This is a genomic window from Rhodococcus sp. BL-253-APC-6A1W, assembly GCF_012843405.1.
Taxonomy (GTDB): domain Bacteria; phylum Actinomycetota; class Actinomycetes; order Mycobacteriales; family Mycobacteriaceae; genus Rhodococcus.
Genome location: NZ_JABAFB010000006.1, coordinates 290,782 through 313,588 on the forward strand (window position 1 = coordinate 290,782; position 22,807 = coordinate 313,588).

A 22,807-nucleotide genomic window follows, 5' to 3' on the forward strand; every position below is an offset into this window, starting at 1 on the left:
CTCACACGCCCACGGACCGGTCGGTGTGCTCGGCGAGCGTGCGGCCGTCGCGTCGCGCGAGTGCCGCGTACTTGCCGCCGCGCGCGACGAGCGCGTCGTGGGTGCCCCGCTCGATGATGCGTCCGTGGTCGAGGACGACGATCTCGTCGGCGTCGCGCACTGTGGAGAGGCGGTGTGCGATGGTGATGGTCGTCCGCCCGGCCCGGGCGTTGTCGAGCGCCTGCTGCACGGCGCGTTCGGTGTCGTTGTCGAGGGCACTGGTCGCCTCGTCGAGCACCAGGATCCGCGGGTCCCGCAGCAGCGTGCGGGCAATCGCCATTCGTTGCTTCTCGCCACCGGAGAACCGGTGTCCGCGTGCGCCGACCACGGTGTCGTAGCCGTCGGGCAGCGAGGTGATCAGGTCGTGGATGTGCGCTGCCCGCGCGGCGTCCTCGATCTCCGCGTCGGTGGCGTCCGGCCTCGCGTAGCGCAGATTCTCCCGGACGGTGGCGTGCAGCAGATAGGTCTCCTGCGACACGACACCGACGAGAGCCGCTACATCGGCGAGCCGCATGTCGCGCAGGTCGATGCCGTCGATCGTCACCCGGCCGGAAGTGGGGTCGTACAACCGTGCCATCAGTGACCCGAGCGTGGTTTTGCCCGAACCGGTCTCGCCCACGAGCGCGACCTGCGCACCGGCCGGTATGTCGAGGTCGATCCCCTCGAGCGCGAGGCGATGTGCCCCTTCGTACCGGAAGCCGAGATTCTCGAATCGGACCCTGCCGGAGATCTTCTCGGGGTCGACCGGGACCGGGTGGGCGGGTTCTTCGATGTCGACGGCCAGATCGAGATACTCGAAGATGCGGCTGAACAGCGCGAGCGAACTGGTGACGGACACGCCGACGTCGAGCAGGCTCATGAGGGGACGGAACAGCGCGCCCTGCAGTCCCGTGAATGCGACGAGCGTGCCGATGGTCATGCCGCCCGAGGTCGCGGGCAGACCTGCGACGAGATAGAGCACCGCCGGAATCGCCGCGAAGACGATGTTCATGGTGGCCATGCGCCACCGCCCCGACAGTTGCGCCTGCACCTCGAGGTCGGCGAGATCGGCGGAGGTCTTCGCGAATTTGTCCGCCAGCGCGGGACCGGTGCCGAGAGTCTTGCCGAGCAGTACGCCGCTGACGGACAGGCCTTCGTCGATCTGGGTCTGGATGTCGGCGAGCCGGCGTTGCTGGCGCGTCGTGATCGCCCGTCGCATCTGGGCGACGCGGCGGGTGAGCCAGATGGCCGGCGGAAGCACGATCAGCGACAGCAATGACAACCGCCAGCTCAGCACAGCCATGGCGATCGCGGTGCCGACCACGGTCGTGATGTTGGCGGCGAGCGAGGTGGCCGTCGTCGTGACGACGGACTGCATGCCGCCGATGTCGTTGGTCAGTCTCGACTGGATTTCACCGCCACGGGTGCGGGTGAAGAAGCTCAGGGACTGCCGTTGCAGGTGGCTGAACACCCGGGTTCGCAGGCCGTGCATGATTCGCTGGCCGACCGTGGTGGAGATCCAGGTCTGCACCACTCCGAACAGTGAACTGATCACGGTGACCGCGAGCATGCCGCCCACGGCCCACAGCAACAGGCTCACGTTCTGGTGCGGAATCGCGTCGTCGATGACGGCGCGCACGAGGAACGGCGTCGCGAGCGACACAGCGGACGACGCCACGATCAGCACCACGACAAGGGCGATCTGACGACGATAAGGGGCGAAGAGCGCGCCGATCCGGCGCAGGCTGACGGGAGATTCGCGCAGTTGCTCGACGTCTTTGGGATCGATTTTTCCGCGGCCACCGGGGTGACCGCCTCGACCTGGTGGGGGATGCATCATGCACACCACCTCGATTCATGATTCGTACGTAATTACTGAGGTTGCCTCATTAAGAGGTAACTGTCAAGTGAGGTATAGTCCGGTCATGTCCGATTCTCCCGTTGTGCTGCGCGACCTTCTGATGGGCGCCACCCGCACCTTGCGGCGACGTTGGCACGACCTGCTGAACCCGTGGGAGCTGTCCCCACACGAACACCGCGCACTCCGGGTCATCGGCGACACCGACACCCCGATCCGCCTCGGCGTGGTCGCAAAGGCACTGCGTATCGCGCCGCGGTCGGCGACCGAGGTCGTCGACCGCCTCGAATCCCGTGGACTGACCGAGCGCCTTCCCGATCCCGCCGATCGCCGCGCGGTATGTGTGCAGCTCACCGATAACGGTCGCACAGTTCTGGACGAACTCGACGCGGCACGTGACACCGACGCCGCGGAGGTGTTCGCCCGGCTCGACCCCTCCGAACGCGCCGACCTCGCCCGGCTGCTTCGCAAGCTCGTCGACGACGCTCCTCGCTGAGATCTCACGTTCTCGCGCTCCGGTGCGTTTACGGTACGAGAGCGAAGGAGCAAGCATGACGCAGCACACCTCGACCTTGCCCGCCCGCATCGATGATCTCCCTTGGCCGCAGCTCGTCGACGACCTCGACAACTACGGTTGCGCCGCCACCGGCCCGCTCCTCGGGAACGCCGAGCGTGCCGAGATCTCGTCGCTGTGGGACGAGGACACCCGATTCCGCACGACCGTCGACATGGCCCGCCACCGCTACGGCCACGGAACCTACAAGTACTTCGGCGCGCCCGTCCCCCGCCCGGTCGCCCAACTCCGCGCCGCCTTCTACCGGCGCCTGCTCGCCCCCGCGCGCGAGTGGGCCGAGCGATTGGGTGATCCCGCACCCTGGCCCGACGACTTCGACGAGTGGCTGGAAATGTGTCACGCTGCCGGCCAGAGCAAGCCGGCGCCGCTGATGCTGCGCTACACAGGCGGCGACTGGAACGCGCTGCACCGCGACCTCTACGGCGATCTCGCGTTCCCGCTGCAGGTGGTGATCGGGCTCGACCGTCCCGGTCTCGACTACACCGGCGGCGAGTTCCTGCTCCTCGAGCAATGTCCCCGAGCCCAGTCCCGCGGTACTGCCACCGTGATCGAGCAAGGGCACGCCTTGATCTTCACCACGCGCGACCGCCCGACACGCGGTGCACGCGGATGGACGCGGTCGCCGGTGCGGCACGGTGTGAGCACCGTCCGGTCCGGACTGCGGCGCACGCTCGGGCTGGTGCTGCACGACGCCGCGTGAGCGTGCGGGCGAGAATCCGCGGCCGACGATGCCCGGTCCCGCAAGGTAGGCCGGGTCTGTCAGATCACCGTTTCGGACCGGCGTTCGAGCAGGACGGTGTCGTGCCAGACGCCGGCGAGCTTGCCGATTCGTTCGCGGATACCCACGGTGCGGAATCCCGCCGCGTGGTGCAGAGCGAGACTGGTGCGGTTCTCCGGGAAGATCGAGGTCTGCAACGTCCACAAACCCGCCTCGTCGGCGGCGTCGACCTGGGTGCGTAGCAGCACTCTGCCGACCCCGCGCCCACGCATCCCGTCGGCGACGTAGATCGAGTTCTCCGCCACCCCGGCATAGCACTCGCGACTCGATACCGGGCTCAACGCCGCCCAGCCGACGACACACCCGTCGATCTCGGCGACCCACCGGTGGCCGGGCAGCCACAGCTCGTCGAGTACCTCACGGGCGGGAACCTCGGTGGTGAAGGTCGCGGTGCCGGTGGCGATCCCCTCACCGTAGATCCGCCGCACCGCATCCCAGTCTCGATCCTCGAGCGGGCGCACCGTCACGTCGGCAGGGCGGTCCCCAGGGTGGCGGGAGCGACCGGTGAGGGCTCCCTTCACCGCCCTATCGGTGTCGGCGTCCACCCCGACGCCGCGAGCAACCGTGACCGGCAAACCGTGCGATGTCATGACTCCACTGTATTGATCAGCATCGACGGTCGCACTCGTCGATGCTGATACGGATGACTGCAGACGCGGCTCGGCGGCAGCCTCACGTTTCGAAGAACCGCCGCGGATTGTCGACGAGCATCGTGGTGATCTGTTCGTCGGTGACACCGCGCTCGCGCAGCACCGGCAGCACATCGTCACTGATGTGGTTGTAGTTCCAGTTCGGTACCGCAAGTTCCTTGACCTCGTGCGGGAACCAGTCGATGAAGCACGACGCATCGTGCGCGAGCACCATGCGGTCCGCGTATCCGCTCTCCGCCAGTGCGACAACGGTATCGACGCGTTGCTCGAAGGGCAGCAGCAGATCGAGACCGAACCGGTCCATTCCGAGGAGCGACCCGGCGTCGGCGATCTTGCGGAGGTACTCGAGGTCGGTGGAGTCTCCGCTGTGCCCGATCACGACCTTCGTCAGATCGACACCTTCTTCGGCCAGCACCTGTTGCGCCACGAGGCCGGATCCGGTGTGCGGATTGGTGTGCACGGTGATGGGGACTCCCGTTTCGACGTGGGCCCGGCCCACCGCGCGCATCACCCGCTCGACCCCCGGCGTGAGACCTTGCGCCTCGATCGCGCACTTGAGCATCGCCGCCTTCACACCGGTGTCGGCGATGCCCTCACGAATGTCGTGGACGAACAGTTCGGTGAGAGGTTCGGGGGCGTCGAACAGCAATCCCGTTCCGACATAGTGGAATTGGAACGGCAGTTCGTTGTACGTGTACAGCCCCGTCGCCACCAGTATGTTGATGTCGGTGTGTTCGGCGATGCGCTGAATCCGCGGTATGTACCGGCCGAGTCCGATCACGGTGGGATCGACGATCGTGTCGATCCCACGGTCGGACAATGCGCGCAGTTTCGAGATCGCGTCGTCGACGCGCAGTTCCTCGTCCCACCTCGTCGGGTAGCCGGGGTAGTTCTCGCGCAGTTCCTCCCCGAGCACGAAGACGTGTTCGTGCATGAGGACACGACCGAGATCACCGGTGTCGGCGGGGCCGCGGACGGTGTCGACAGAAGCCATGGCGCAGACGCTATGTCACCACGAGCGGATACGGATCGGGTTTCGGCGGGACCGCGCTCCTACTGTTGCGCCGACTGCCCACGAAGGATGTTCTGGTACCGGCGCATACCGCTCAGCCATCGGTCGTAGTCGGCACCCTTGTGCCGGTACATCTCGAGGACTTCCGGATGCGGAAGGATGAGGAAGTGCTCGTCTTCGAGTGCCCGGAGCACTACCTCCGCGACGTCGTCCGGTTCCAGAACCGCACCGGCACCGGTCACCGCACGGGTGGCCAGCGCGCCGAGTTCGGTATCGGAGTTCTTTCCGGCATACAGCAGTGGCGTGTTGACACCCATCGGGCACAGGCACGAGACCCGGACCCCCTGGTCGCCGTAGGTGACCGACAACCACTCGGCGAACCCGACCGCGGCGTGCTTGGTCACCGAGTACGCCGCGGACCCGATCTGGGTGAGAAGACCGGCAGCCGACGCGGTGCTGACGAAATACCCTGAGCCGCGTTCGACCCATCCGGGCACCAGGATGTTCGCGGCCCGGATGTGCGCCCGGAGGTTGACATCGAGTACCTGGTCCCACGCGGATTCGGCAATATCGAGCCCGGGCGGGCCGGTGATGCCCGCGTTCGCGAAGTACAGGTCCACCGGTCCGAATTCTGCTTCCGCTCGCTCGACGAGGCCACGAATCGCTTCGGTGTCGGAGACGTCTGTGCCCACTGCGATCGCCGAGGTGGCGTCGATCTCGTCCACGACGCGCCGCGCAGCGTCCGCATCGAGGTCGGCCACGACCACGCGGGCACCCTCCTGCACGAGGCGAGCGGCGAGAGCACCACCGATTCCGCCTCCCCCGCCGGTCACGATGGCTACCTTGCCGTCAACCTTCACCGGAACCCTCTCAGCCGTGATGCGCGATGCCCCGGACTATAGGGCGAAGGTGACGCTTGGCGGGGCACCTCGTCGTCCGTGTCGGCAGTTGGCATCCTGGAGGGGTACGCCTGCCACCACCCGTCCGAGAATCGAAGCGTCCCCCGTGAACGAATTGTTCCCCCTGCCCCGCCCCCGTCGTGAGGTCGCCCCCGGTGCGGTGCACGTACCCGGGTGGCTGAGTATCGACGAACAGCGCGGCCTGGTGGAACTGTGCCGCGAGTGGTCGCGGCGCCCGGCGCCGATGCGGCACACCGTGTTACCCGGCGGCGGGCAGATGTCCGTACGTACGGTGTGCCTCGGCTGGCATTGGTCCCCGTACCGGTACACCCGCACGGCGATCGACGTCGACGGCGCACCGGTCGCGCCGTTTCCGGACCTGCTCGCCGATCTCGGCCGGCGCGCGGTTGCCGACGCGTACGACGACGCCGACGCGGGAACCGCCTACGCACCGGACGCCGCACTCGTCAATTTCTACGATCACGACGCACGTATGGGCATGCACCAGGACAAGGACGAACGGGTCGCGGCCCCGATCGTGTCGCTGAGCATCGGCGACGCGTGCACCTTCCGGTTCGGCAACTGCGAGACCCGCGGCCGTCCCTACACCGATGTCCGTCTCGAATCCGGCGACCTGTTCGTGTTCGGCGGGCCGTCGCGTTTCGCTTTCCACGGCGTGCCCGCCGTCTTCCCCGACACCGGTAGCGCACAGGTGGGACTCCCCGGCGGCCGGCTGAACATCACGTTGCGTTCGACGGGACTGGCCTGAGCCGATCACCCGGATACGACCGTCGCCGTGTTCGGTATTGTCGGGCCATGAGCGTCGATACCCCGGCAGCGCAGTTCTCCTCCTCCGGCGACGATCCTCTGGCACTCGACCGGCAGGTGTGCTTCGCGCTCGCCGTCGCGAACCGCGCTGTTCTCGCCGTCTACCGGCCGATCCTGGACCGGCTCGGCCTCACCCACCCGCAGTACCTGGTGATGCTGGCCCTCTGGGAGCACGCCCCGATGACGGTGAAGGACATCGGGCGGGTGCTGCAACTCGACTCCCCGACGCTGTCCCCGCTGCTCAAGCGGCTCGAAGCGCTCGGACTGCTCACGCGCGAACGCAGCACGATCGACGAACGGCAGTTGGTCGTCGACCTCACCGACGAAGGCCGTGCCCTGCGCCACGACGCGGAGTCCGTGCCCGGCCAGGTGTTCGATTCCCTGGGCGTCGACGTCGCCGAACTCGAGGCGCTGCACACCGCTCTCGTCCGGGTCAACGCCGCAGCTCTGAAGGCCGGGGACCCGCCCCGCTGAATGCAGGCCCCCGGGCTTCGGCGAGGGAGACTCAGCCCTGCGAGATCAGCGGCACCGACGCTTCGCTCGTGTACACGAGGAACGTGAACGACTCCTGGAAGTACAGCTGGACGTTCTCGCTGTCGTGCGAGAGGTAACCGATCGAGAGGTCCTGTCCGACCTGCAGGTCGTAGTCCCCGCCACGGGTGGTGAGGACGAACGCTCCATCGATCGCGGGAGCCCAGATGATGTCCCCGTCGATAAGGCGCCTGATCTGCTCCCGGATCGGATAGCCGTGGTCGGACGTTTCGCTGACCTTGGTGAATTCGTCGGCGCTGAGCAGCACGTGGTACGGCCCGCCGACACCTGCGAGTCGCAGCTCGGACAGCGCCTGGCTGATGGTCTCGGGGATGTCGCGCGGATCGTCGGGCAGTTGCAACGCGGTGTTGGACGACGACGCGCGGATGCCTTCGATACCGGCGGCGGCGTAACCCTCGAAGATCGCCCGGTCTTCGGCGAACGCGATCTGGCGCGCAGCTTCCTTGACGGCATCGAGATCGACGTCCTTGGCGCCTCGCTCGACGTTGTCCAGTTCTTCGCGCGAAAGAGTGAACGGCACCCGCAGTTCGACCAGCGGCGCCACCCGATGCTGACGCGCGCGAACACCCGCCGCGGGTGACTCGACCTCGCCCAGCCGGCCGAGACCGACCGCGGCGAAATCTGTCCCGTGCGGGCCCGAGAAATCGACCACGAGGCGGCCCGCGACATGCCGCTTGAACGTGCGGGTCGCCTCCTCCTCGATCTCGGCCCACGCCGCGTCGGTGATCGGAGCAAGGTCACGATAGAGATTGTTCACAGCGTTGAACTCCTTCTGAGAGCACCGATTCCGAGTGACCCGTCCGCATCCGACGGCGTCGATGCACTCGTGTCGGCAGTTCCGGGTGCGTCCGCCGGTGCGGGCGGAAGATCTTCGAGCATTTCCGACGAGGGACAGAAGAAGAGCGAACCCGTGACGGCCGTGGAGAAGTCGAGGATGCGGTCGTAGTTGCCGGGCGGATTGCCCAGAAACATGTTGCGCAGCATCTCTTCGGTCACATCCGGCGTCGCGGCGTATCCGATGAAGTACGTACCGAACTCGTCGGCACCGAAGCTGCCGAACGGCATATTCGCCCGCAGGATCTGGCGTTCCTCACCGTCGTCGTCCTCGATGGTGGTGAGGGCGACGTGTGAGTTCGCGGGCTTGGTGGCGTCGTCGAGTTCGATGTCGTCCAGTTTCGTCCGGCCGATCACGCGCTCCTGCTCTTCGACGCTGATGGCGTTCCAGGTCGACAGATCGTGCAGGTACTTCTGCACGATCACGTAACTGCCGCCTGCGAACTCGGGATCCCCGTCGCCGACGAGTGCGGCAGCCGCCGCCTCCTCGTCTTCCGGGTTCTCGGTGCCGTCCACGAATCCGAGAAGGTCGCGACGCTCGAAGTAGCGGAAACCGTGCGTTTCGTCGACGACCGTCGCCGCGCCGCGCAACCGGTCGTTGATCTTCGCCGCGAGTTCGAAACACAGATCCGTCGACGACGCGCGCAGGTGGAACAACAGGTCGCCCGGGGTGGACGGCGCGCGGTGCCGGCCGCCGTCGAGCGGAACGAAGGGATGCAGCTCTGCGGGACGCGGCCCGTCGAACAGTCGGTCCCACATCTCCGACCCGATGCCCGTCACCACCGACAGCCCACCGTCCGGAATCCGGAAACCGACGGACCGTCGCAGGCCGGACAGATCTTCGAGGAGACTGCGCACTTCGCCTTCTCGACCTTCGTCGATCGTGAGGACGAGAAAGATCGCCGCTTCGGTGAGCGGAGTCAAGATCGGTTGGGAACGCGCCACCCTCTCACCGTAGTTCACGCGAGCGGCCCCAGTGCCACTACGTCCCCGAACGTACTACGGCACCATCCACGACAAGACTGCTGTGGTCTGCAACCAGACGAGCACAGCCAGCACGACGACCATGGCCACGCTGATCGGCCAGAGGCGCCGCATCAGCAACCCGTCTCGTCCGGACAGCCCCTGCACCGAGGACACCAGCGCCAGGTTCTGCAGCGCGATGGGGGTACCGGCGGTCCCGCCGGCCATGTTGCCCGCCACCAGCACGGTCGGGTCGAGCCCCGCCTGCTGTGCGGCGGAGACCTGGAGACTGCCGAACATCGCGTTGGACGCGGTGTTGGATCCGGTGACCAGCACACCGAGCCAGCCGAGCAGCGGAGACAGCAGCGCGAACGCGGCGCCGGCTCCCGCGAGGAACTGGCCGATGGTGGTGGTCTGGCCCGACAGGTTCATCACGTACGCGAGGGCCAGCACAGCCGTCACGGTCGCAAACGACCAGCGCAGCTGCACGACCGCAGCGACGAGGCACCGCAGCGCGTCTCCTGCTGCCACTCGGAGCACGACCGTCGACAGCAGCGCCGCGACGAACACGAGCGATCCCGGAGCCGTGAGCAGGTTGAGCGTGAACGTCTCCGCCGTCGGAACCCTGCCGTCGGCGCCCGTCACGTCGAGACCCGGCCAGGTGAACGAGAAGGTGGCGTTGGACAGGAACGACTCCACCGGGCCGAGACGGCTGACGAGGAACACGACCACGATCAGCGCGTACGGCGCGAACGCCTCGATCATCCGCCGCCGAGTGTCCTGGATCCCGTCGTTCCCACCGGTACGTGCCGCGTCCGGGCGCGGTGTCCGCACCTTCAGCACGATCAGGAGTGCGACCAGACCGGCCGCCGCTCCCGCGATGTTGCTCAAGCCCACGGTCAGGTAGCTCGCGCACAGGAACTGCGCGGCACCGAACGCGACACCGACCACGAGCGCGACGGGCCACGTCTCGCGCACACCGCGGCGACCGCCCACCACCGCGACGAGCACCAGCGGCACGAACACCGCGAGCAGGCACACCTGACGGGCCACCACCGGGCCGATCTCGTCGACCGGAATCTCCGACACCCGCGACATCGTCAGGATCGGCGTACCCATCACCCCGAGCGGCGTCACCACCGAGTTCGCGAGGAGCGACGCCGCTGCCGCGCGGACCGGCGGCAATCCGGCCCCGATGAGCACCACCGTCGCGACGACGATGGGAGTGCCGAACCCGGCGACCGCCTCGAGCAGCGCACCGAACAGGAATGCGATGACGATGGTCAGGATGCGGTGGTCCGGGGAAATCCGCGCGAACGCGCGGGTCAGCACGTCGAAGTGACCGGACTCGACCGTCAGCCGGTACACCCACACGGCGTTGAGGACGGTCCACATGATCGGGAACAGACCGAAGACCGCACCCTCGAGCCCCGCGCTGAGCGCCGACCCGACGGGCATGCCGTACCCGGCGACGGCGACGACGAGCGCGACCAGCACGGCCACCGCCGCCGCCGCGTGCGACTTGAAACGGAACACCGCGAGGAGCACCAGCATCGTCAACAGCGGAAGCGCCGCGACGAGTGCCGACCACGCGAGCGAGCCGCCGATCGGCGAGATCGGCTGGATATACGAACCTGTCACCGCATCATGCCCCGAACGACTCCACGGCGGCCCGAAGTGCGTCTGCGGTGCCGTCGAGCACCGTACGGTTCGGCGTCTGCGCACGCGCACGGATACCGAATCCGTCGCCACTCGTGCGCGGCACCAGGTGCAGGTGGACGTGAAACACTTCCTGACCGGCGGCGACACCGTCGGCCAGGAAGAGGTTCACGCCGTCGATCGGCAGGTCACCCGACCGCATCGCGGTGGCGATGCGCTGACCGGCGGCGAACACCTTCGCGCCGTCGGCCGGGTCGAGCTGCGCCAGACCCGACGCGTGCCGCTTCGGCACCACGAGCAGGTGCCCCGGTGTGAACGGCCGGATGTCCATGAAGGCGAGGACGTCCGGTTCGTCGAGCACGATGCTCGCCGGCGCGTCACCGGCCACGATGGCGCAGAAGATGCACTCGCTCACCGGCCCGGCGCCTCCGCGGCAACCGGCTCGCGTGCGGTGCCGAGCAGGCGGAGCAGTTCCGCCTGCACCGCGGGACGATCACCGACCGGATCGTCGCTGTGCGCGAGGTAGAGCATGGCTTCCTCGACGGCAGCGACGAGCAGATGGGCGAGCACCGAGGTGCGCGTGGACGACGACCGATGCGTGTCGGGAGCGAGCGTTGCAAGCATCTCCTCGACGACGCGCAGGGTGGAATGCCGATGTGCCTCCCGCACTTCGGTCCACCCCAGCACCGCCGGCGCCTCGATGAGCAACAGTCGGCGAGTGGGCTGGTCGTTGACCACGTCGAGGGACGCCAGCACCGCCGTGGTGAAACCGTCCCACGGATCGTCGACCTCGCCGGGATGCAGCGTCTGCTCCGCCTCCCTCTGCACCCGCTCGACGACACCCCGGAACAGATCGCGCTTGTTCACGAAGTGGTGATAGAGCGCGCCGCGCGTCACCCCCGCGACGGCCACGATGTCCTCCGTCGCCGCTGCGGAATACCCGTCGCGCAAGAACACTTCGAGCGCTGCGTCCAGCAACGCTGTGCGCGTGCGCGTCGCGTTTCTCACCCTTCCCGGGCTCATTTTCTCGAGCACTGCTTCCTCCCCTGTGTGTGCAGCTATCCCCTCGGGACTCCCCCGTAGCCGCCCCCTACTTACTACAAAATCGGCGCCGGCGAGTAACGCGCTGCGTCCGGGTAACGGTCCACCAGCTCCTGCACGGCCGCGATGACCGCGCTCACCTGCGCGTCGGCAGCGCCGACGAACGCCGACCGGTCGGCGAGCGCCTCGTCGAGCGCGGCACGGTCGAGCGGAAGCCGGTCGTCCGCGGCGAGCCGGTCGAGCAGGTCCGGTTCGCGGCCCTGCTCACGCATCGCGAGTGCCACCGACACCGCGTGTTCTTTGATCGCCTCGTGCGCGGTCTCCCGTCCGACACCGGCGCGCACCGCGGCCATGAGCACCTTGGTGGTCGCCAGGAACGGCAGATAGCGGACGAGTTCCTTGTCGATCACGGCGGGATAGGCGCCGAATTCGGAGAGCACGGTCAGGAAGGTCTCGACCTGGCCGTCGATCGCGAAGAACGCGTCGGGCAGCGCGACGCGCCGCACCACGGAGCAGAACACGTCGCCTTCGTTCCACTGCGCACCGGCGAGTTCGGCGGCCATCGACGCGTACCCGCGCAGCACGACCTGCAGCCCGTTGACCCGCTCGCACGACCGGGTGTTCATCTTGTGGGGCATCGCGGACGACCCGACCTGGCCGGGCTGGAAACCTTCGGTCACCAGTTCGTGCCCGGCCATCAGCCGGATGGTGTGCGCGAGAGACGACGGCGCGGCACCGACCTGCACGAGGGCCGAGAGGACGTCGTGGTCGAGCGAGCGCGGGTAGACCTGCCCGACGCTGGTGAACACGTGGGAGAACCCGAGGTGCTGCGCGATCTTCTCCTCGAGCTGCGCGAGCTTGGCAGCATCCCCACCGAGCAGGTCCAGCATGTCCTGCGCGGTGCCCATCGGTCCCTTGATTCCGCGGAGGGGGTACCGCTCGATCAACTCGCGGACCCGCTGCAGCGCGAGCAGCAGTTCGTCGGCCGCCGAAGCGAAGCGCTTACCGAGCGTCGTGGCCTGCGCGGCCACGTTGTGCGACCGGCCCGCCATCACGTACGACGAGTACTCCGCGGCCCGTTCGGCGAGTCGCGCGGCCACCGCGACACCGTGCGCATGGACGTGCTCCAGTGACCGCAGGATCTGCAGCTGCTCGACGTTCTCGGTGAGGTCGCGGCTCGTCATGCCCTTGTGGACATGCTCGTGGCCGGCGAGGGCGTTGAACTCCTCGATACGGGCCTTCACGTCGTGGCGCGTGACGCGCTCGCGGTCGGCGATGGACGCGAGGTCGACCTGGTCGACGACCCGTTCGTAATCGGCGATCGCCTCGGCCGGCACATCGATCCCGAGTTCCGCCTGCGCACGCAGCACTGCGATCCACAGCTGCCGTTCGAGCACGATCTTGTGCTCCGGTGACCACAACTCCCGCAGTTCGGGGCTGGCGTAGCGAGTGGCAAGGACGTTCGGGATGTGGCTCACGAGTGGCCAGTTTACGTTCCGTGCCCGGACTCATGGTTCGGCAGGCGGCGCGACCGTGTGCATGACATCGAGGAGAATCGTCCTCGCCAGGGCGCGCGGGTCGGGATCGAGGTCGCCGAGCCCGCACAACACCGCCCCGTCGACCACCACCACGAGGGTGTGCAACTGCGGTACCCGGACCGCGCGACCGCACCGTTCGAGCAGGTCGGTCAGCACCTCGTCGACCTGCTCCCGGATGCCCACCTGCGCTTCACGCAGTTCCGGATGGCGCACCGTGGCCACGCAGCCTTCGACGCGGGCGACGAGCCGGTCGCGGTCGTCGTCGGACACCGCTTTCCCGACGAGCAGGTCGAGAACGAGGTCGGCGGTTTTCTCGAGGCTGCGGGGGCACGCCGGAACGTCGCGGACACGCGCGCGCATCATTTCGACGTCCCGCGCGCCGTTGTGCTGCATGGCGCACAGGACGAGGTGTTCGAGGGAGTCGAAGTAGTACGTGGTCGAAGCGAGTGGCAAGCCCGCCCGCGTAGCGACGGCGCGGTGGCGTACCGCGCCGATTCCCTCCTCGAGAATCAGATCGGCAGCAGCCTCGACCAGCGCCTGACGGCGCCGTTCCCCTTTCGGTGTGGCTGCGATAGTCACAGTCACATCGTGACAGCCTGCCGCGCTCACCAGGGGAAAACGCCAGTTGATACCACCCGGTACGATTGCGCCGCAGTCGTCAGATGGGGGCCCGGACTGCGCGGCCCGCTTCGCCTTTTTCACGAACGATCGGAGCCGTACCGGGATGAGACGTCGCCGCTTGCTTCAGGCCTCCGCACTGGGTGCCGCCGTTGCCGCCCTCGGAGTGCCGGGCGGCCCGGTCCGGGTCGCGTCGGCGTTGCCCGTCGGGCTCGACACCTATCGGAACACCCTTCCCGAACTGTTCGCGCCGTCGCCGGTGCCTCCGCAGCATTCCGAGGTGATCGTCGTCGGTTCGGGGTTCGGTGCGAGTGTCGCCGCGCTCAGGCTCGCGGAAGCCGGCAGCCGCGTCACCGTCCTCGAGCGCGGGATGCGCTGGCCGCGCGATCCGTGGCGCGAGGTGTTCACGTCCGATCTGCTCGCCGACGGTCGCGGTTACTACCACCGCACACATTTCACCGGCCCGACCGGAATCCCGGTGCACTGCGACGATTTCGCCGGAGTCCTCGATGTCGTCGACTATCCGCACATGTCGGTGTGGCGTGGCGCTGCCGTCGGCGGCGGGTCGATCGTGTTCTCCGGCGTGATGATCGCACCCGAACAGCGCTTCTTCGAGCACGTCTTCGGCAACTCACTGAGCTACGACGACATGGCCTCGACCTGGTATCCCAAGGTCCGGTCGATGCTGCGCCTCGACGCCATGCCCGACGACATCTATCACGCTCCGGAGTTCACGCACTCCCGCCGCTGGGACGACGACGCGCGGGCCGCGGGATACTCGCCGCACCGGATCGACGGAATCTGGGACTGGGACGTGATCCGCGCCGAATTGGCCGGCTCGGTACGCCGCTCGGCCGTCGCCGGCGAGAGCAACCTCGGCAACTCCAACGGGGCCAAGTTCGACCTGACACAGAACTACATTCCGGCAGCAGAGGCGACGGGACGCGCCCTCGTGTGTCACGGGCACCGGGTGCTCGCGGTCGGCCAGGAGCCCGACGGCCGGTACCGGGTCGAGGTGCAGGCCGTCGACCCGACCGGCGCGGTCCTGAACACCACGACCCTCACGTGCGACCGCCTGGTGCTCGGCGCCGGGTCGATCGGCACGACCGAGTTGCTGGTCGAGGCACGCCACACCGGGTCGCTGCCGCGCCTGAACGAGCACGTCGGCCGGGGCTGGGGCACCAACGGGGACGCGGTGCTGGTGCGTTCCCTGGCCCTGACGGACGGGTTCGGTGGTGACCAGGGCGCACCGTCCGCATCGCGGATCGTCGACGAGTCGGGTCTGCCGCTGAGCCTCGAGAACTGGTTCGTCGCGGGCACCGCCAAGGACGTGGGGATGCTGGCCTCGCTCGGGATGACGCTCGACCCCACTCGCGCGGAGATGGTCTACGACGCCGCCACCGGCCGCACGATCGTCGATTGGCCTGCCGGCGGTGAACTCGCGAGTGTCGACGCGCTGCGCACGGTGCACAACGCGATGGCCGCGGCCGGTGGCACCGTCCCGGGCGCCCCGCCGATGGCGGAGGACGTCAACGCGTCGTTCACGGCTCATCCGCTCGGCGGGGCGGTCCTGGGCGACGCCACCGACGGTTACGGGCGCGTGCACGGTCATCCCGGCCTGTACGTCGTGGACGGTGCCCTGATACCCGGTAGCACGGGCACGGTGAACCCGTCGTTGACGATCGCTGCCCTCGCCGAACGCAACCTGGCCCGCATCGTCGCGGACGGCGGCTAGGACACCGGCCGGACCGCAGGTCACGGCAGCGGAAGCCATCCCGCGAGCCGGTCGAGTGCGGCGGTGACATCCGCGGTGGCACCCGCGAAGGACAACCGCACGGTGCCGTCGCCGCGCACGGTGTCGAAATCGACGCCGGGTGCGAGCGCGAGACCGGTGTCGTGCAGCAGGCGCGCGCACCAGGCCGTGGACGTCTCCCCGGAGAGCAGCAGGTGCCGGATGTCGGCGTAGACGTAGAACGCACCGTCCGCAGGGGCGAGTTCGGTGATACCGAGATCGGGCAGTCCGTCGAGCAGCAACTCGCGGTTCACCGCGTAGCGCTCCACGTGGCCGTCGAGTTCGGTCCGTGCCTCGGTGCCGAACGCCTCGATCGCGGCGAACTGCGCGATCGACGGAGGGCACACGGTCATGTTCGATCCGAGCCGTTGCAGCGCGGGACGCAGCGATTCGGGTGCCAGCATCCAGCCGAGGCGCCATCCCGTCATCGAGAAGTATTTGGACACCGAACCGACCACCACGGAGTCCCGGGAGGTCGCCCAGGCCGTCGATGTCGCGGGCGAGCCGTGCGTCCCGAATTCGATGCCGTGATAGATCTCGTCGGAGACGAGCAGCGCGTCGTGCTCGTCGCACCAGCGGGCGAGCGCTGCGAGTTCGGCGGGTTCGATCATAGTGCCCGTCGGATTGGCGGGACTCGCGACGATCAGACCGGCCGGCGGAGAGTCGAGTGCCTCGAGCATCGCCACCGTCGGCTGGTACCGCGTCTCCGGGCCACAGTCGAGTTCGACGACAGTGCATCCGAGCGCTGCGAGAGTGTTGCGGTAGGCGGGATATCCGGGTCGTGCGACCACCACCGTGTCGCCCGGGTCGAAAGCAGCGAGAAACAGCAGTGTGAACGCGCCCGACGATCCCGTGGTGACGACCACGTCGTCCGCGTCGACATCGATTCCGTAGCGGTCGTGGTGGTACGCGGCGATTGCTTCGCGGAGCGGAAGAATCCCGAAGGTTTCGGTGTAACCGAGCAGTTCCGCATCGATGGCCAGTCCGGCCGCGCGGAGCACGGGCGCGGGCGCGGGAGTCGAGGGCTGGCCCGCCGCCAGGCTCAGGACGTCGCCGTGGGAGCGCTGCCGTTCGGCTGCCGCCTTCCACACGTCCATGACGTGGAAGGTCTCGATACCGGAGCGTTGCGATTCGGTGCGCACATCCTCGACGTTAGTACGCCCGACCAGCGCCCTAGAGGCCGACCCGTTGCCGCCCGACGACCGACCACGCGATCGGCATTTCGTCCGGGGCGACGAACCGCGCGGCCCGGTTCGGGAGCCCCGGTGTCTCGCCGCACTGCTCTGCGTCCCCTTCGTTCCCGCCACCGGCGGCGCCCTCGAGCGCGGCGGGCGGGCGGGCCGGAACCACGGGAAGAAGCAGATGCGAATCGAAGTCGCCACCGGCGTGGACGATGTGGAAACCCTTGTTGACGGTGCGGTCGTGCCCGACCGCGGGATTGTCGTCGAGGTCGTGGCCGGTGACGACGAGCACGAGCGTCGAACCCGCCTCGAAGAAGGTGCTGTGCGGCATGATCTCGATGTCGACAGGCACGAGTTGGCCGGGCAGCAGCGGCCAGTACTTGGTGTAATCCAGGACCGGCCGGTACGCGGTCGACGCCTCGGGATCGAGCGCGCGATGCGATACACGGATCCAGCCGTGCGCGACGAAGCCTTTCTCGTAGCCGCCGTGCCCTTCGAACCACACGTCCTCTCCGGACGAGTCGAGTTTCTTCAGGCCGACGAACAGATCCATGTCGTTGGCGTCCTTCGCCTGGACCCACAACCGCAGGGCGGTGTGCCCGGTGATCTCGGTGTCTTCGGTGAAGGTGGTGGTGAAGGTCAGTTCGTCACCCGCGACGGGGAACGTGCGCCGGGACTGCGGTTCGTCGGGCACCGTGGGCTCGAGCGAACTCGTGCCGTGGTCGAGATACAGCGGCACGTATCGCGTGTCGGGGATGGGCCAGTCCTGCTCGAATCTCTCCGAGTAGGTGCGCAGGTCGTGCCTGGTTTCGAGACGCACGCGCGGCACTGTGTCGAACCCGTTGTCCTCCTCTTTGAGGAAGCGGTCGAAGAACCGGCGCTGAACGTCGAGCGCCTCGGGGCTGTAGTAGGTCTGCCACATCTTGCGTCCGTGGGTGTAGAGCCACTTGTCGGCCGATCCGATACGGGTGTATCCCTCGACCGACCCGCGATTGCGGGGACCTTGATCGGACCACGACGCCCCCACGAGCGCGGGCACGGTGACGTCTTCGAGTTTGGGCGGTGCGGCGACGTGCCGGAACCTGTCGGGAAACCGCCGCAGAAGCCACGGGGTGAGGCGGCGCAAGGACGCCGACGCCGGTTTGGATCCGGTATGCATCGCGCGGTACCAGAACTCGCTGTAGCGGGTCTCGGGGATTCCGCCATGGGTGAGCGTGTCGCGGCAGGGATCGGTGATGCCCTCCCACGGTGCGATCGCCGCGAGGTGCGGCGGCGCGAGTGCAGCGGTGTACCACTGCAGCGTGGCGAGGTACGACGCGCCGGCGAGACCCACTTTGCCGGTACACCAGGACTGTTCCGCAGTCCACTCGATCACGGCCGCGGCGTCTGCGGCGGCACGGCCGAGCAGCAACCGGGGACGACCGTCGCTGGCGAAACAGCCGCGCATGTCCGCGACCACGACGGTGTATCCGCGCGGCACCCAATACGCGGGGTCGGGGGCTTCGAACGACGTCGCCTCACTCAGTTCGAGGTCGCCGACGAATGTGCCGGATGCCGCGAGCGCTGCGAAATCGATCGGGTAGTCGTCGATGCCGGCGTTCTTGCCGTAGGGGGTGACGGCGACGAGCGCGGGCCACTGCTCGTCGGCCGCATCTCGCGGCCGGTATACGTCGGCGCGGAGGAGTGTGCCGTCCGCTGTCGGGATCGGAAGATCACGCTCGACGACGATGTCGTCGGGAAGCGGGTACTTCACGACATTGTGGTGCCACAACGGTGTCGGATCCTGCGTGAGTGTTCGTTTCCACGAAACCATGCTTTCACCCCTGGCACGTCAGAAGATGCACAGAGTGTGCAACATGCACCTGGCAGGCGCAAGATTTACCCGGCTCGGCCCGCCGGTTACAGCGCGATGCGGCCCTCCACCGCGGCGAGACCGATGTCGCGGCGGAAATGCCCGCCCGGGAGCTTGATTCCGTCGAGCGTGGCGTAGGCGTCGGCACGGGCGGCAGCCAGGTCGTCGCCCACACCGACCACGCTGAGCACGCGGCCACCGGACGAGAGCAACTCGCCGTGCGGCCCGCGCTTCGTTCCGGCGTGGAGCACGTTGGGGCCTTCCGCACCGGTGATCACGTCGCCCGTACGCGGGGTCGACGGGTAGTACTCGGCCGCGAGCACGACCGTCACCGCGGCTCCGTCGCGCCACTGCAACGGAGGCAGACTCTCCAGCGTGCCGGTCGCGACCGCGTGCAGCACACCGCCGAGCGGCGACTCGAGCAGCGCGAGCACGGCCTGTGTCTCGGGGTCTCCGAACCGGCAGTTGAATTCGACGACGGCCGGCCCGTCCGCACCCATTGCCAGACCCGCGTACAGCAGCCCGGAGAACCCGCAGCCCCGTCGGACCATTTCGGCCGCAACGGGTTTCACGACCTCGTCGACGATGCGCTCGACGCTGCCTTCCGGCAGCCACGGAAGCGGGGTGTAGGCACCCATCCCGCCGGTGTTGGGGCCGGTGTCGCCGTCGCCCACCCGCTTGTGGTCCTGTGCGGGGAGCAGCGGTACGACGGTCTCGCCGTCCACCAGGCAGAAGAGCGAGACCTCGGGGCCGTCGAGGAACGACTCGAGCAGGACCGGATGGCCGTTCTCGATGATCTCCGCGGCGTGGTCGCGGGCAGCGTCGCGGTCGGCGGTCACCACGACCCCCTTGCCGGCCGCGAGACCGTCGTCCTTGACGACCCAGGTGGGCCCGAACCGGTCGAGGGCCTCGTCGATCTGTGCCGGTGTGTCGACGACCTCGCTGCGGGCGGTGCGCACTCCGGCAGCGGCCATCACATCCTTGGCGAACGCCTTGGACCCTTCGATGCGCGCGGCGTCGGCGGACGGACCGAAGCAGGGAATGCCCGCCGCGCGGACGGCGTCGGCAACACCGAGCACGAGCGGGACCTCGGGGCCGATGACGACGAGATCGGCCTTCTGCGCGGTTGCCAGTGCCACCACCTCGTCGGCGGAGGCCGCGTCCACCGGGAACTGCTCGGCGATCGTGGCGATCCCGGCGTTGCCGGGGGCGACCATCACCGCGGTCACCGCGGGGTCACGGCTCAGGGCCAGGACGAGAGCATGTTCACGGGCACCGGAGCCGATAACGAGTACGCGCACGCACGACAGACTACGGGACCGGTTTCCACACCAGATCGGCGCGGCAGCGGGTCCGGGCGACGGCCGCAGCGTTGGGAAGGTCGACGGTGTGCACCCAATCGCGGGCTTGGTCGTCGGCCCGGCCGTGGGTGCGGTGCCGGTGCACGAGACGGCGGGTGAGCGTGCGATCGGGGACGTCGAGGTAGATCACGAGGTCGAGCAGCGGCCGGATCTCGGCCCAGCCGTCCTCCTCGAACAGCAGGTAGTTCCCCTCCGTGATCACCACACGGGCGTCCGGGGCCACGGCATGAACCGCGGCGATCGGCTCGTCGAGCGGCCGGGAGAAATCCGGTGCGTAGATCGTGTCGTCGCCCCGGGCTCTGATCCGCTCGAGGATGTTCCGGAAGCCCGCGACGTCGAAGGTGTCGGGTGCTCCTTTTCTCGAGCGTGCGCCCCGGGCTTCGAGTTGCCGGTTCGACAGGTGGAATCCGTCCATCGGTACCTGCCCGGCGGCGATCCCCGCACGTCGCAGGGCCTTCATGAGCAACCAGGCCGCGCGACTCTTTCCCGCGCCCGGGGGGCCGCACAGGCCCACCACGGTGCGCCGGTCCGCCGGTAGTCCCGCGAGCACATAGGTGACGAGTTCGTCCACGAGCTCCCGCAGCGGTGCCGAGCGCACGGATTCGGGGGCCTCCATGGTGCTGACGATACGACGGTCGCGGCATCGGGCCGGTTCGTGGTCGCTCGATCCAAATATTCGGACTTCCGGAATTCCGGAATCTTGTAGTAGCGTCCACTCACCGAGTAGCGACAGGACAAAGAGGAGTTCCCATGGCGAGTAGGTCGATCCCGTGCGTTGCCATAGCCGTGGCACTGACCCTGACCGGCTGTGCCGGTGCTGCCGCGGAGCCCGATTCCGCGGGCGCAGCCCCTGTCCCCCGCGCCGCCGACTGCGAGGCCGTGCCCGAGGCCGACGTCACAACGGCGGAAGGATGGATCGGCTACGTCGCCGAAAACACCGACACGGTTGCGATCGCACTGGACGACGGCAAGGGCACCGTCCTCGACCACCGCAGCGACGAACCGCACCCACTCGCCTCCGCGGTCAAGGTGGTGCATCTGGCTGCGTACGCGCAGGCCGTCGCCGAAGGCCGGCTCGACCCCCTCGAGCGGGTTCCGGTCACCGAGTGGGAGCGCTGGTACCTACCGAATACCGACGGCAACGCACACCCCGCTGCTCTGGAACGGCTCGACGCCACCGGTCCGGCTGCGGTGGTCACGCTGGACGAGATGGTCACAGCCATGGTTCGCGAAAGCGACAACGCGGTGCCCGACTACCTCCGCGACAGGCTGGGCGACGACGCCCTCACCGCAGCAGCAGCGCGAGGTGGCTGGTCGGACTTCCGGCCACCGACGATGCTCGGCACCACATTGGCACTCTTCGATTCCTCGCTGGACGAAGCCGCGGTGTGGCCTGCCGCCCGCCGTTACGCCGACGATCCTCGCTTTCGAGACGAGATCATGAGCGCCGCACAACTGGGCGACGACGTGTTCGCCGACGTCGACCGCATCCAGCGTTTCGGGAATGCCGGGTCGGCTGCGGACCTCGCCCGACTTCACCGAGCCATCGCCGACGGATCGTTCGGACCGGGCGCCGACATCGCTCGCGAGCACCTCGAATGGCAGCCCGCACCCGAGGGATTCGCAGGCGTGGGATTCAAGGGCGGGAGCTTACCGGGCGTGCTCACCGAAGCCATGACCTTCCGCCGGGAGGACGGGAGTATCGCGACGGCAGTGCTCCTGAGCGCGGGGATGTCGGAGAGCGAGTACACGAGCGCCCTCGAGTCGCTACCCCACCAGCAACTCTTGGCTGCCGCAGCGAACGACCCCGCAACCGCGGAGCGGATACGCTGCGCGATGTGAACGACGCATACGAGGCCCGGCTCACCGACCTCGAACGGCGGGTGCACGACCTGGAGGCCGGAGCGACCCCGGCCGGTACCCGAACAGCGAGCGACACGCCCGCACCGGACGCCTCCGGCCGGGTCGCATACAGCGGCACAGTCGCGCTGAACGGGAACATCCAGTGGTCCATCGAATACGACGCCGGTGCGGTTCTGTCGCTGGATCCGGCGACAGTGGCAACAGTCCTCGACGCACTCGGCAGTTCTGCACGCCTCGCCATCGTCCGGACCTTGCTCCGGGGTCCCGCCACCGCCGCCGAACTCCAGGACGCGACCGAGTTGTCCTCCGCGGGGCGGCTCTACCATCACCTGCGGGCCTTGTCGGCGGCGCGGATCGTCGAACAGGAAACACGCAGCCGCTATCGCATCGCACCGGAAAAAGTGGTGCCGCTGCTGGTGCTCGCCCTGGCCGCCGCAGATGTCGCCGAGCGTCTCTGATCCGCCTATCCTCGCCCTATGGCTTCCGTGTTCAGCATGATCATCTCCGGGGAACTTCCGGGCAGGTTCGTCTGGCAGGACGACGACGTCGTGTCCTTCCTGACCATCAACCCGCTCACCGAAGGGCATGTGCTCGTCGTGCCCCGGCAGGAAGTCGACCATTGGCAGAGTGTCGACGATGAGCTGTGGGCGAAGATCAACGGTGTCGCACGGATCGTCGGCCGGGCGGTGTCCGCCGCGTACGACACGCCGCGAACCGGTCTGGTGATCGCGGGCCTCGAGGTGCCGCACCTGCACCTTCACGTGTTCCCCGCCCACTCGCTCGACGACTTCGACTTCGCGAAGGCTGAGAAGGATCCTTCCGCGGAGTCCCTCGATCGGGCACAGGAGAAGATCCGTGCGGCGCTCCGGGAGATGGGCCACGGCGACAACGTTCCCGCCTGACGGGACGCCCGGAACAAGTTTCCCCTCCCGTGGG

General features: G+C 68.1%; 22 protein-coding genes and 1 pseudogene. 8 read left to right on the top strand and 15 right to left on the bottom strand.

Features of this window, described 5'->3' with window-relative positions; all coding sequences use genetic code 11:
- Position 1: 1 nt before the first annotated feature.
- The gene (locus tag HF877_RS11665; protein WP_169621324.1) at positions 2–1,858 is read right to left on the bottom strand and encodes an ABC transporter ATP-binding protein; all 1,857 of its coding nucleotides are present in this window, start codon (positions 1,856–1,858) and stop codon (positions 2–4) included.
- 85 nt (positions 1,859–1,943) lie between these two features.
- Between HF877_RS11665 and HF877_RS11670 the strand changes: the two genes are divergently transcribed.
- Together HF877_RS11670 and HF877_RS11675 are read left to right on the top strand one after the other, a co-directional pair.
- Positions 1,944–2,372 carry a MarR family transcriptional regulator gene (locus HF877_RS11670; RefSeq protein WP_169621325.1) on the top strand — a complete coding sequence of 143 codons (429 nt, stop codon included), beginning with the start codon at positions 1,944–1,946 and terminating at the stop codon, positions 2,370–2,372.
- Positions 2,373–2,427: 55 nt separating this feature from the next.
- Positions 2,428–3,150, top strand: coding sequence for a 2OG-Fe(II) oxygenase (locus HF877_RS11675; protein WP_169621326.1), 723 nt, complete (start codon positions 2,428–2,430; stop codon positions 3,148–3,150).
- Positions 3,151–3,209: 59 nt separating this feature from the next.
- Here the strand turns inward: HF877_RS11675 and HF877_RS11680 are convergent.
- From HF877_RS11680 to HF877_RS11690, 3 genes and pseudogenes are all read right to left on the bottom strand, one after another.
- Positions 3,210–3,758, bottom strand: a pseudogene (locus tag HF877_RS11680) (N-acetyltransferase family protein); the annotation flags it as partial.
- A gap of 142 nt (positions 3,759–3,900) precedes the next feature.
- Positions 3,901–4,872 carry a phosphotriesterase gene (locus HF877_RS11685; RefSeq protein ID WP_169621327.1) on the bottom strand — a complete coding sequence of 324 codons (972 nt, stop codon included), beginning with the start codon at positions 4,870–4,872 and terminating at the stop codon, positions 3,901–3,903.
- Between the two features lie 59 nt (positions 4,873–4,931).
- A complete protein-coding gene (locus HF877_RS11690) occupies positions 4,932–5,750 on the bottom strand; it encodes an SDR family NAD(P)-dependent oxidoreductase (protein WP_169621328.1) in 819 nt (272 codons plus the stop codon).
- Positions 5,751–5,895: 145 nt separating this feature from the next.
- Between HF877_RS11690 and HF877_RS11695 the strand changes: the two genes are divergently transcribed.
- Positions 5,896–6,558 carry an alpha-ketoglutarate-dependent dioxygenase AlkB gene (locus HF877_RS11695; RefSeq protein WP_169621329.1) on the top strand — a complete coding sequence of 221 codons (663 nt, stop codon included), beginning with the start codon at positions 5,896–5,898 and terminating at the stop codon, positions 6,556–6,558.
- 47 nt (positions 6,559–6,605) lie between these two features.
- Positions 6,606–7,091 (top strand): MarR family transcriptional regulator, encoded by a 486-nt coding sequence (locus HF877_RS11700; protein WP_169621330.1) that lies wholly within the window; start codon positions 6,606–6,608, stop codon positions 7,089–7,091.
- 31 nt (positions 7,092–7,122) lie between these two features.
- Here the strand turns inward: HF877_RS11700 and HF877_RS11705 are convergent, their stop codons facing one another.
- The 7 genes from HF877_RS11705 to HF877_RS11735 all read right to left on the bottom strand — a co-directional run bounded on the left by HF877_RS11705 (position 7,123) and on the right by HF877_RS11735 (position 13,783).
- A complete protein-coding gene (locus tag HF877_RS11705; RefSeq protein ID WP_169621331.1) occupies positions 7,123–7,926 on the bottom strand; it encodes a family 1 encapsulin nanocompartment shell protein in 804 nt (267 codons plus the stop codon).
- Entirely contained in the window at positions 7,923–8,948 is a 1,026-nt protein-coding gene (locus HF877_RS11710; RefSeq protein WP_169621332.1) for a Dyp-type peroxidase, read from the bottom strand. The genes HF877_RS11705 and HF877_RS11710 overlap by 4 nt, the downstream gene beginning before the upstream one ends.
- Positions 8,949–9,002: 54 nt before the next feature.
- The gene (locus HF877_RS11715; protein ID WP_169621333.1) at positions 9,003–10,607 is read right to left on the bottom strand and encodes a lactate permease LctP family transporter; all 1,605 of its coding nucleotides are present in this window, start codon (positions 10,605–10,607) and stop codon (positions 9,003–9,005) included.
- Between the two features lie 4 nt (positions 10,608–10,611).
- A complete protein-coding gene (locus HF877_RS11720; RefSeq protein ID WP_169621334.1) occupies positions 10,612–11,040 on the bottom strand; it encodes an HIT family protein in 429 nt (142 codons plus the stop codon).
- Positions 11,037–11,633: a TetR family transcriptional regulator gene (locus tag HF877_RS11725; RefSeq protein ID WP_169621335.1), complete on the bottom strand. Its 597-nt coding sequence runs from the start codon at positions 11,631–11,633 to the stop codon at positions 11,037–11,039. Before HF877_RS11725 ends, HF877_RS11720 begins: the two co-directional genes overlap by 4 nt.
- 89 nt (positions 11,634–11,722) lie before the next feature.
- Positions 11,723–13,144, bottom strand: a complete 1,422-nt coding sequence (gene purB, locus HF877_RS11730; RefSeq protein WP_169621336.1) for an adenylosuccinate lyase — start codon at positions 13,142–13,144, stop codon at positions 11,723–11,725.
- Positions 13,145–13,174: 30 nt separating this feature from the next.
- Entirely contained in the window at positions 13,175–13,783 is a 609-nt protein-coding gene (locus HF877_RS11735) for a TetR family transcriptional regulator (protein ID WP_169621337.1), read from the bottom strand.
- Positions 13,784–13,928: 145 nt separating this feature from the next.
- On the opposite strand from HF877_RS11735, the gene HF877_RS11740 reads away from it, so the two are divergent.
- Positions 13,929–15,557 (top strand): GMC oxidoreductase, encoded by a 1,629-nt coding sequence (locus HF877_RS11740; protein ID WP_169621338.1) that lies wholly within the window; start codon positions 13,929–13,931, stop codon positions 15,555–15,557.
- 20 nt (positions 15,558–15,577) lie between these two features.
- Here HF877_RS11740 and HF877_RS11745 read toward each other — a convergent pair whose 3' ends face one another.
- The 4 genes from HF877_RS11745 to HF877_RS11760 all read right to left on the bottom strand — a co-directional run bounded on the left by HF877_RS11745 (position 15,578) and on the right by HF877_RS11760 (position 20,624).
- Positions 15,578–16,756: a pyridoxal phosphate-dependent aminotransferase gene (locus HF877_RS11745; protein ID WP_169621339.1), complete on the bottom strand. Its 1,179-nt coding sequence runs from the start codon at positions 16,754–16,756 to the stop codon at positions 15,578–15,580.
- Positions 16,757–16,787: 31 nt separating this feature from the next.
- Positions 16,788–18,608, bottom strand: coding sequence for a CocE/NonD family hydrolase (locus HF877_RS11750; RefSeq protein ID WP_169621340.1), 1,821 nt, complete (start codon positions 18,606–18,608; stop codon positions 16,788–16,790).
- Between the two features lie 86 nt (positions 18,609–18,694).
- Complete coding sequence (gene purD, locus HF877_RS11755) at positions 18,695–19,948, bottom strand: phosphoribosylamine--glycine ligase (protein ID WP_169621341.1); 1,254 nt, start codon at positions 19,946–19,948, stop codon at positions 18,695–18,697.
- Positions 19,949–19,958: 10 nt separating this feature from the next.
- Complete coding sequence (locus HF877_RS11760; RefSeq protein ID WP_169621342.1) at positions 19,959–20,624, bottom strand: nucleoside/nucleotide kinase family protein; 666 nt, start codon at positions 20,622–20,624, stop codon at positions 19,959–19,961.
- Positions 20,625–20,758: 134 nt separating this feature from the next.
- Here HF877_RS11760 and HF877_RS11765 point away from each other — a divergent pair, with 134 nt between their 5' ends.
- The 3 genes from HF877_RS11765 to HF877_RS11775 are packed head-to-tail and all read left to right on the top strand — an operon-like array spanning position 20,759 to position 22,773.
- The gene (locus tag HF877_RS11765; RefSeq protein ID WP_169621343.1) at positions 20,759–21,850 is read left to right on the top strand and encodes a serine hydrolase; all 1,092 of its coding nucleotides are present in this window, start codon (positions 20,759–20,761) and stop codon (positions 21,848–21,850) included.
- Positions 21,847–22,329, top strand: a complete 483-nt coding sequence (locus tag HF877_RS11770; RefSeq protein ID WP_169621344.1) for a helix-turn-helix domain-containing protein — start codon at positions 21,847–21,849, stop codon at positions 22,327–22,329. The genes HF877_RS11765 and HF877_RS11770 overlap by 4 nt, the downstream gene beginning before the upstream one ends.
- Positions 22,330–22,347: 18 nt before the next feature.
- A complete protein-coding gene (locus HF877_RS11775; protein WP_169621345.1) occupies positions 22,348–22,773 on the top strand; it encodes an HIT family protein in 426 nt (141 codons plus the stop codon).
- The last annotated feature ends 34 nt before the right edge of the window (positions 22,774–22,807 follow it).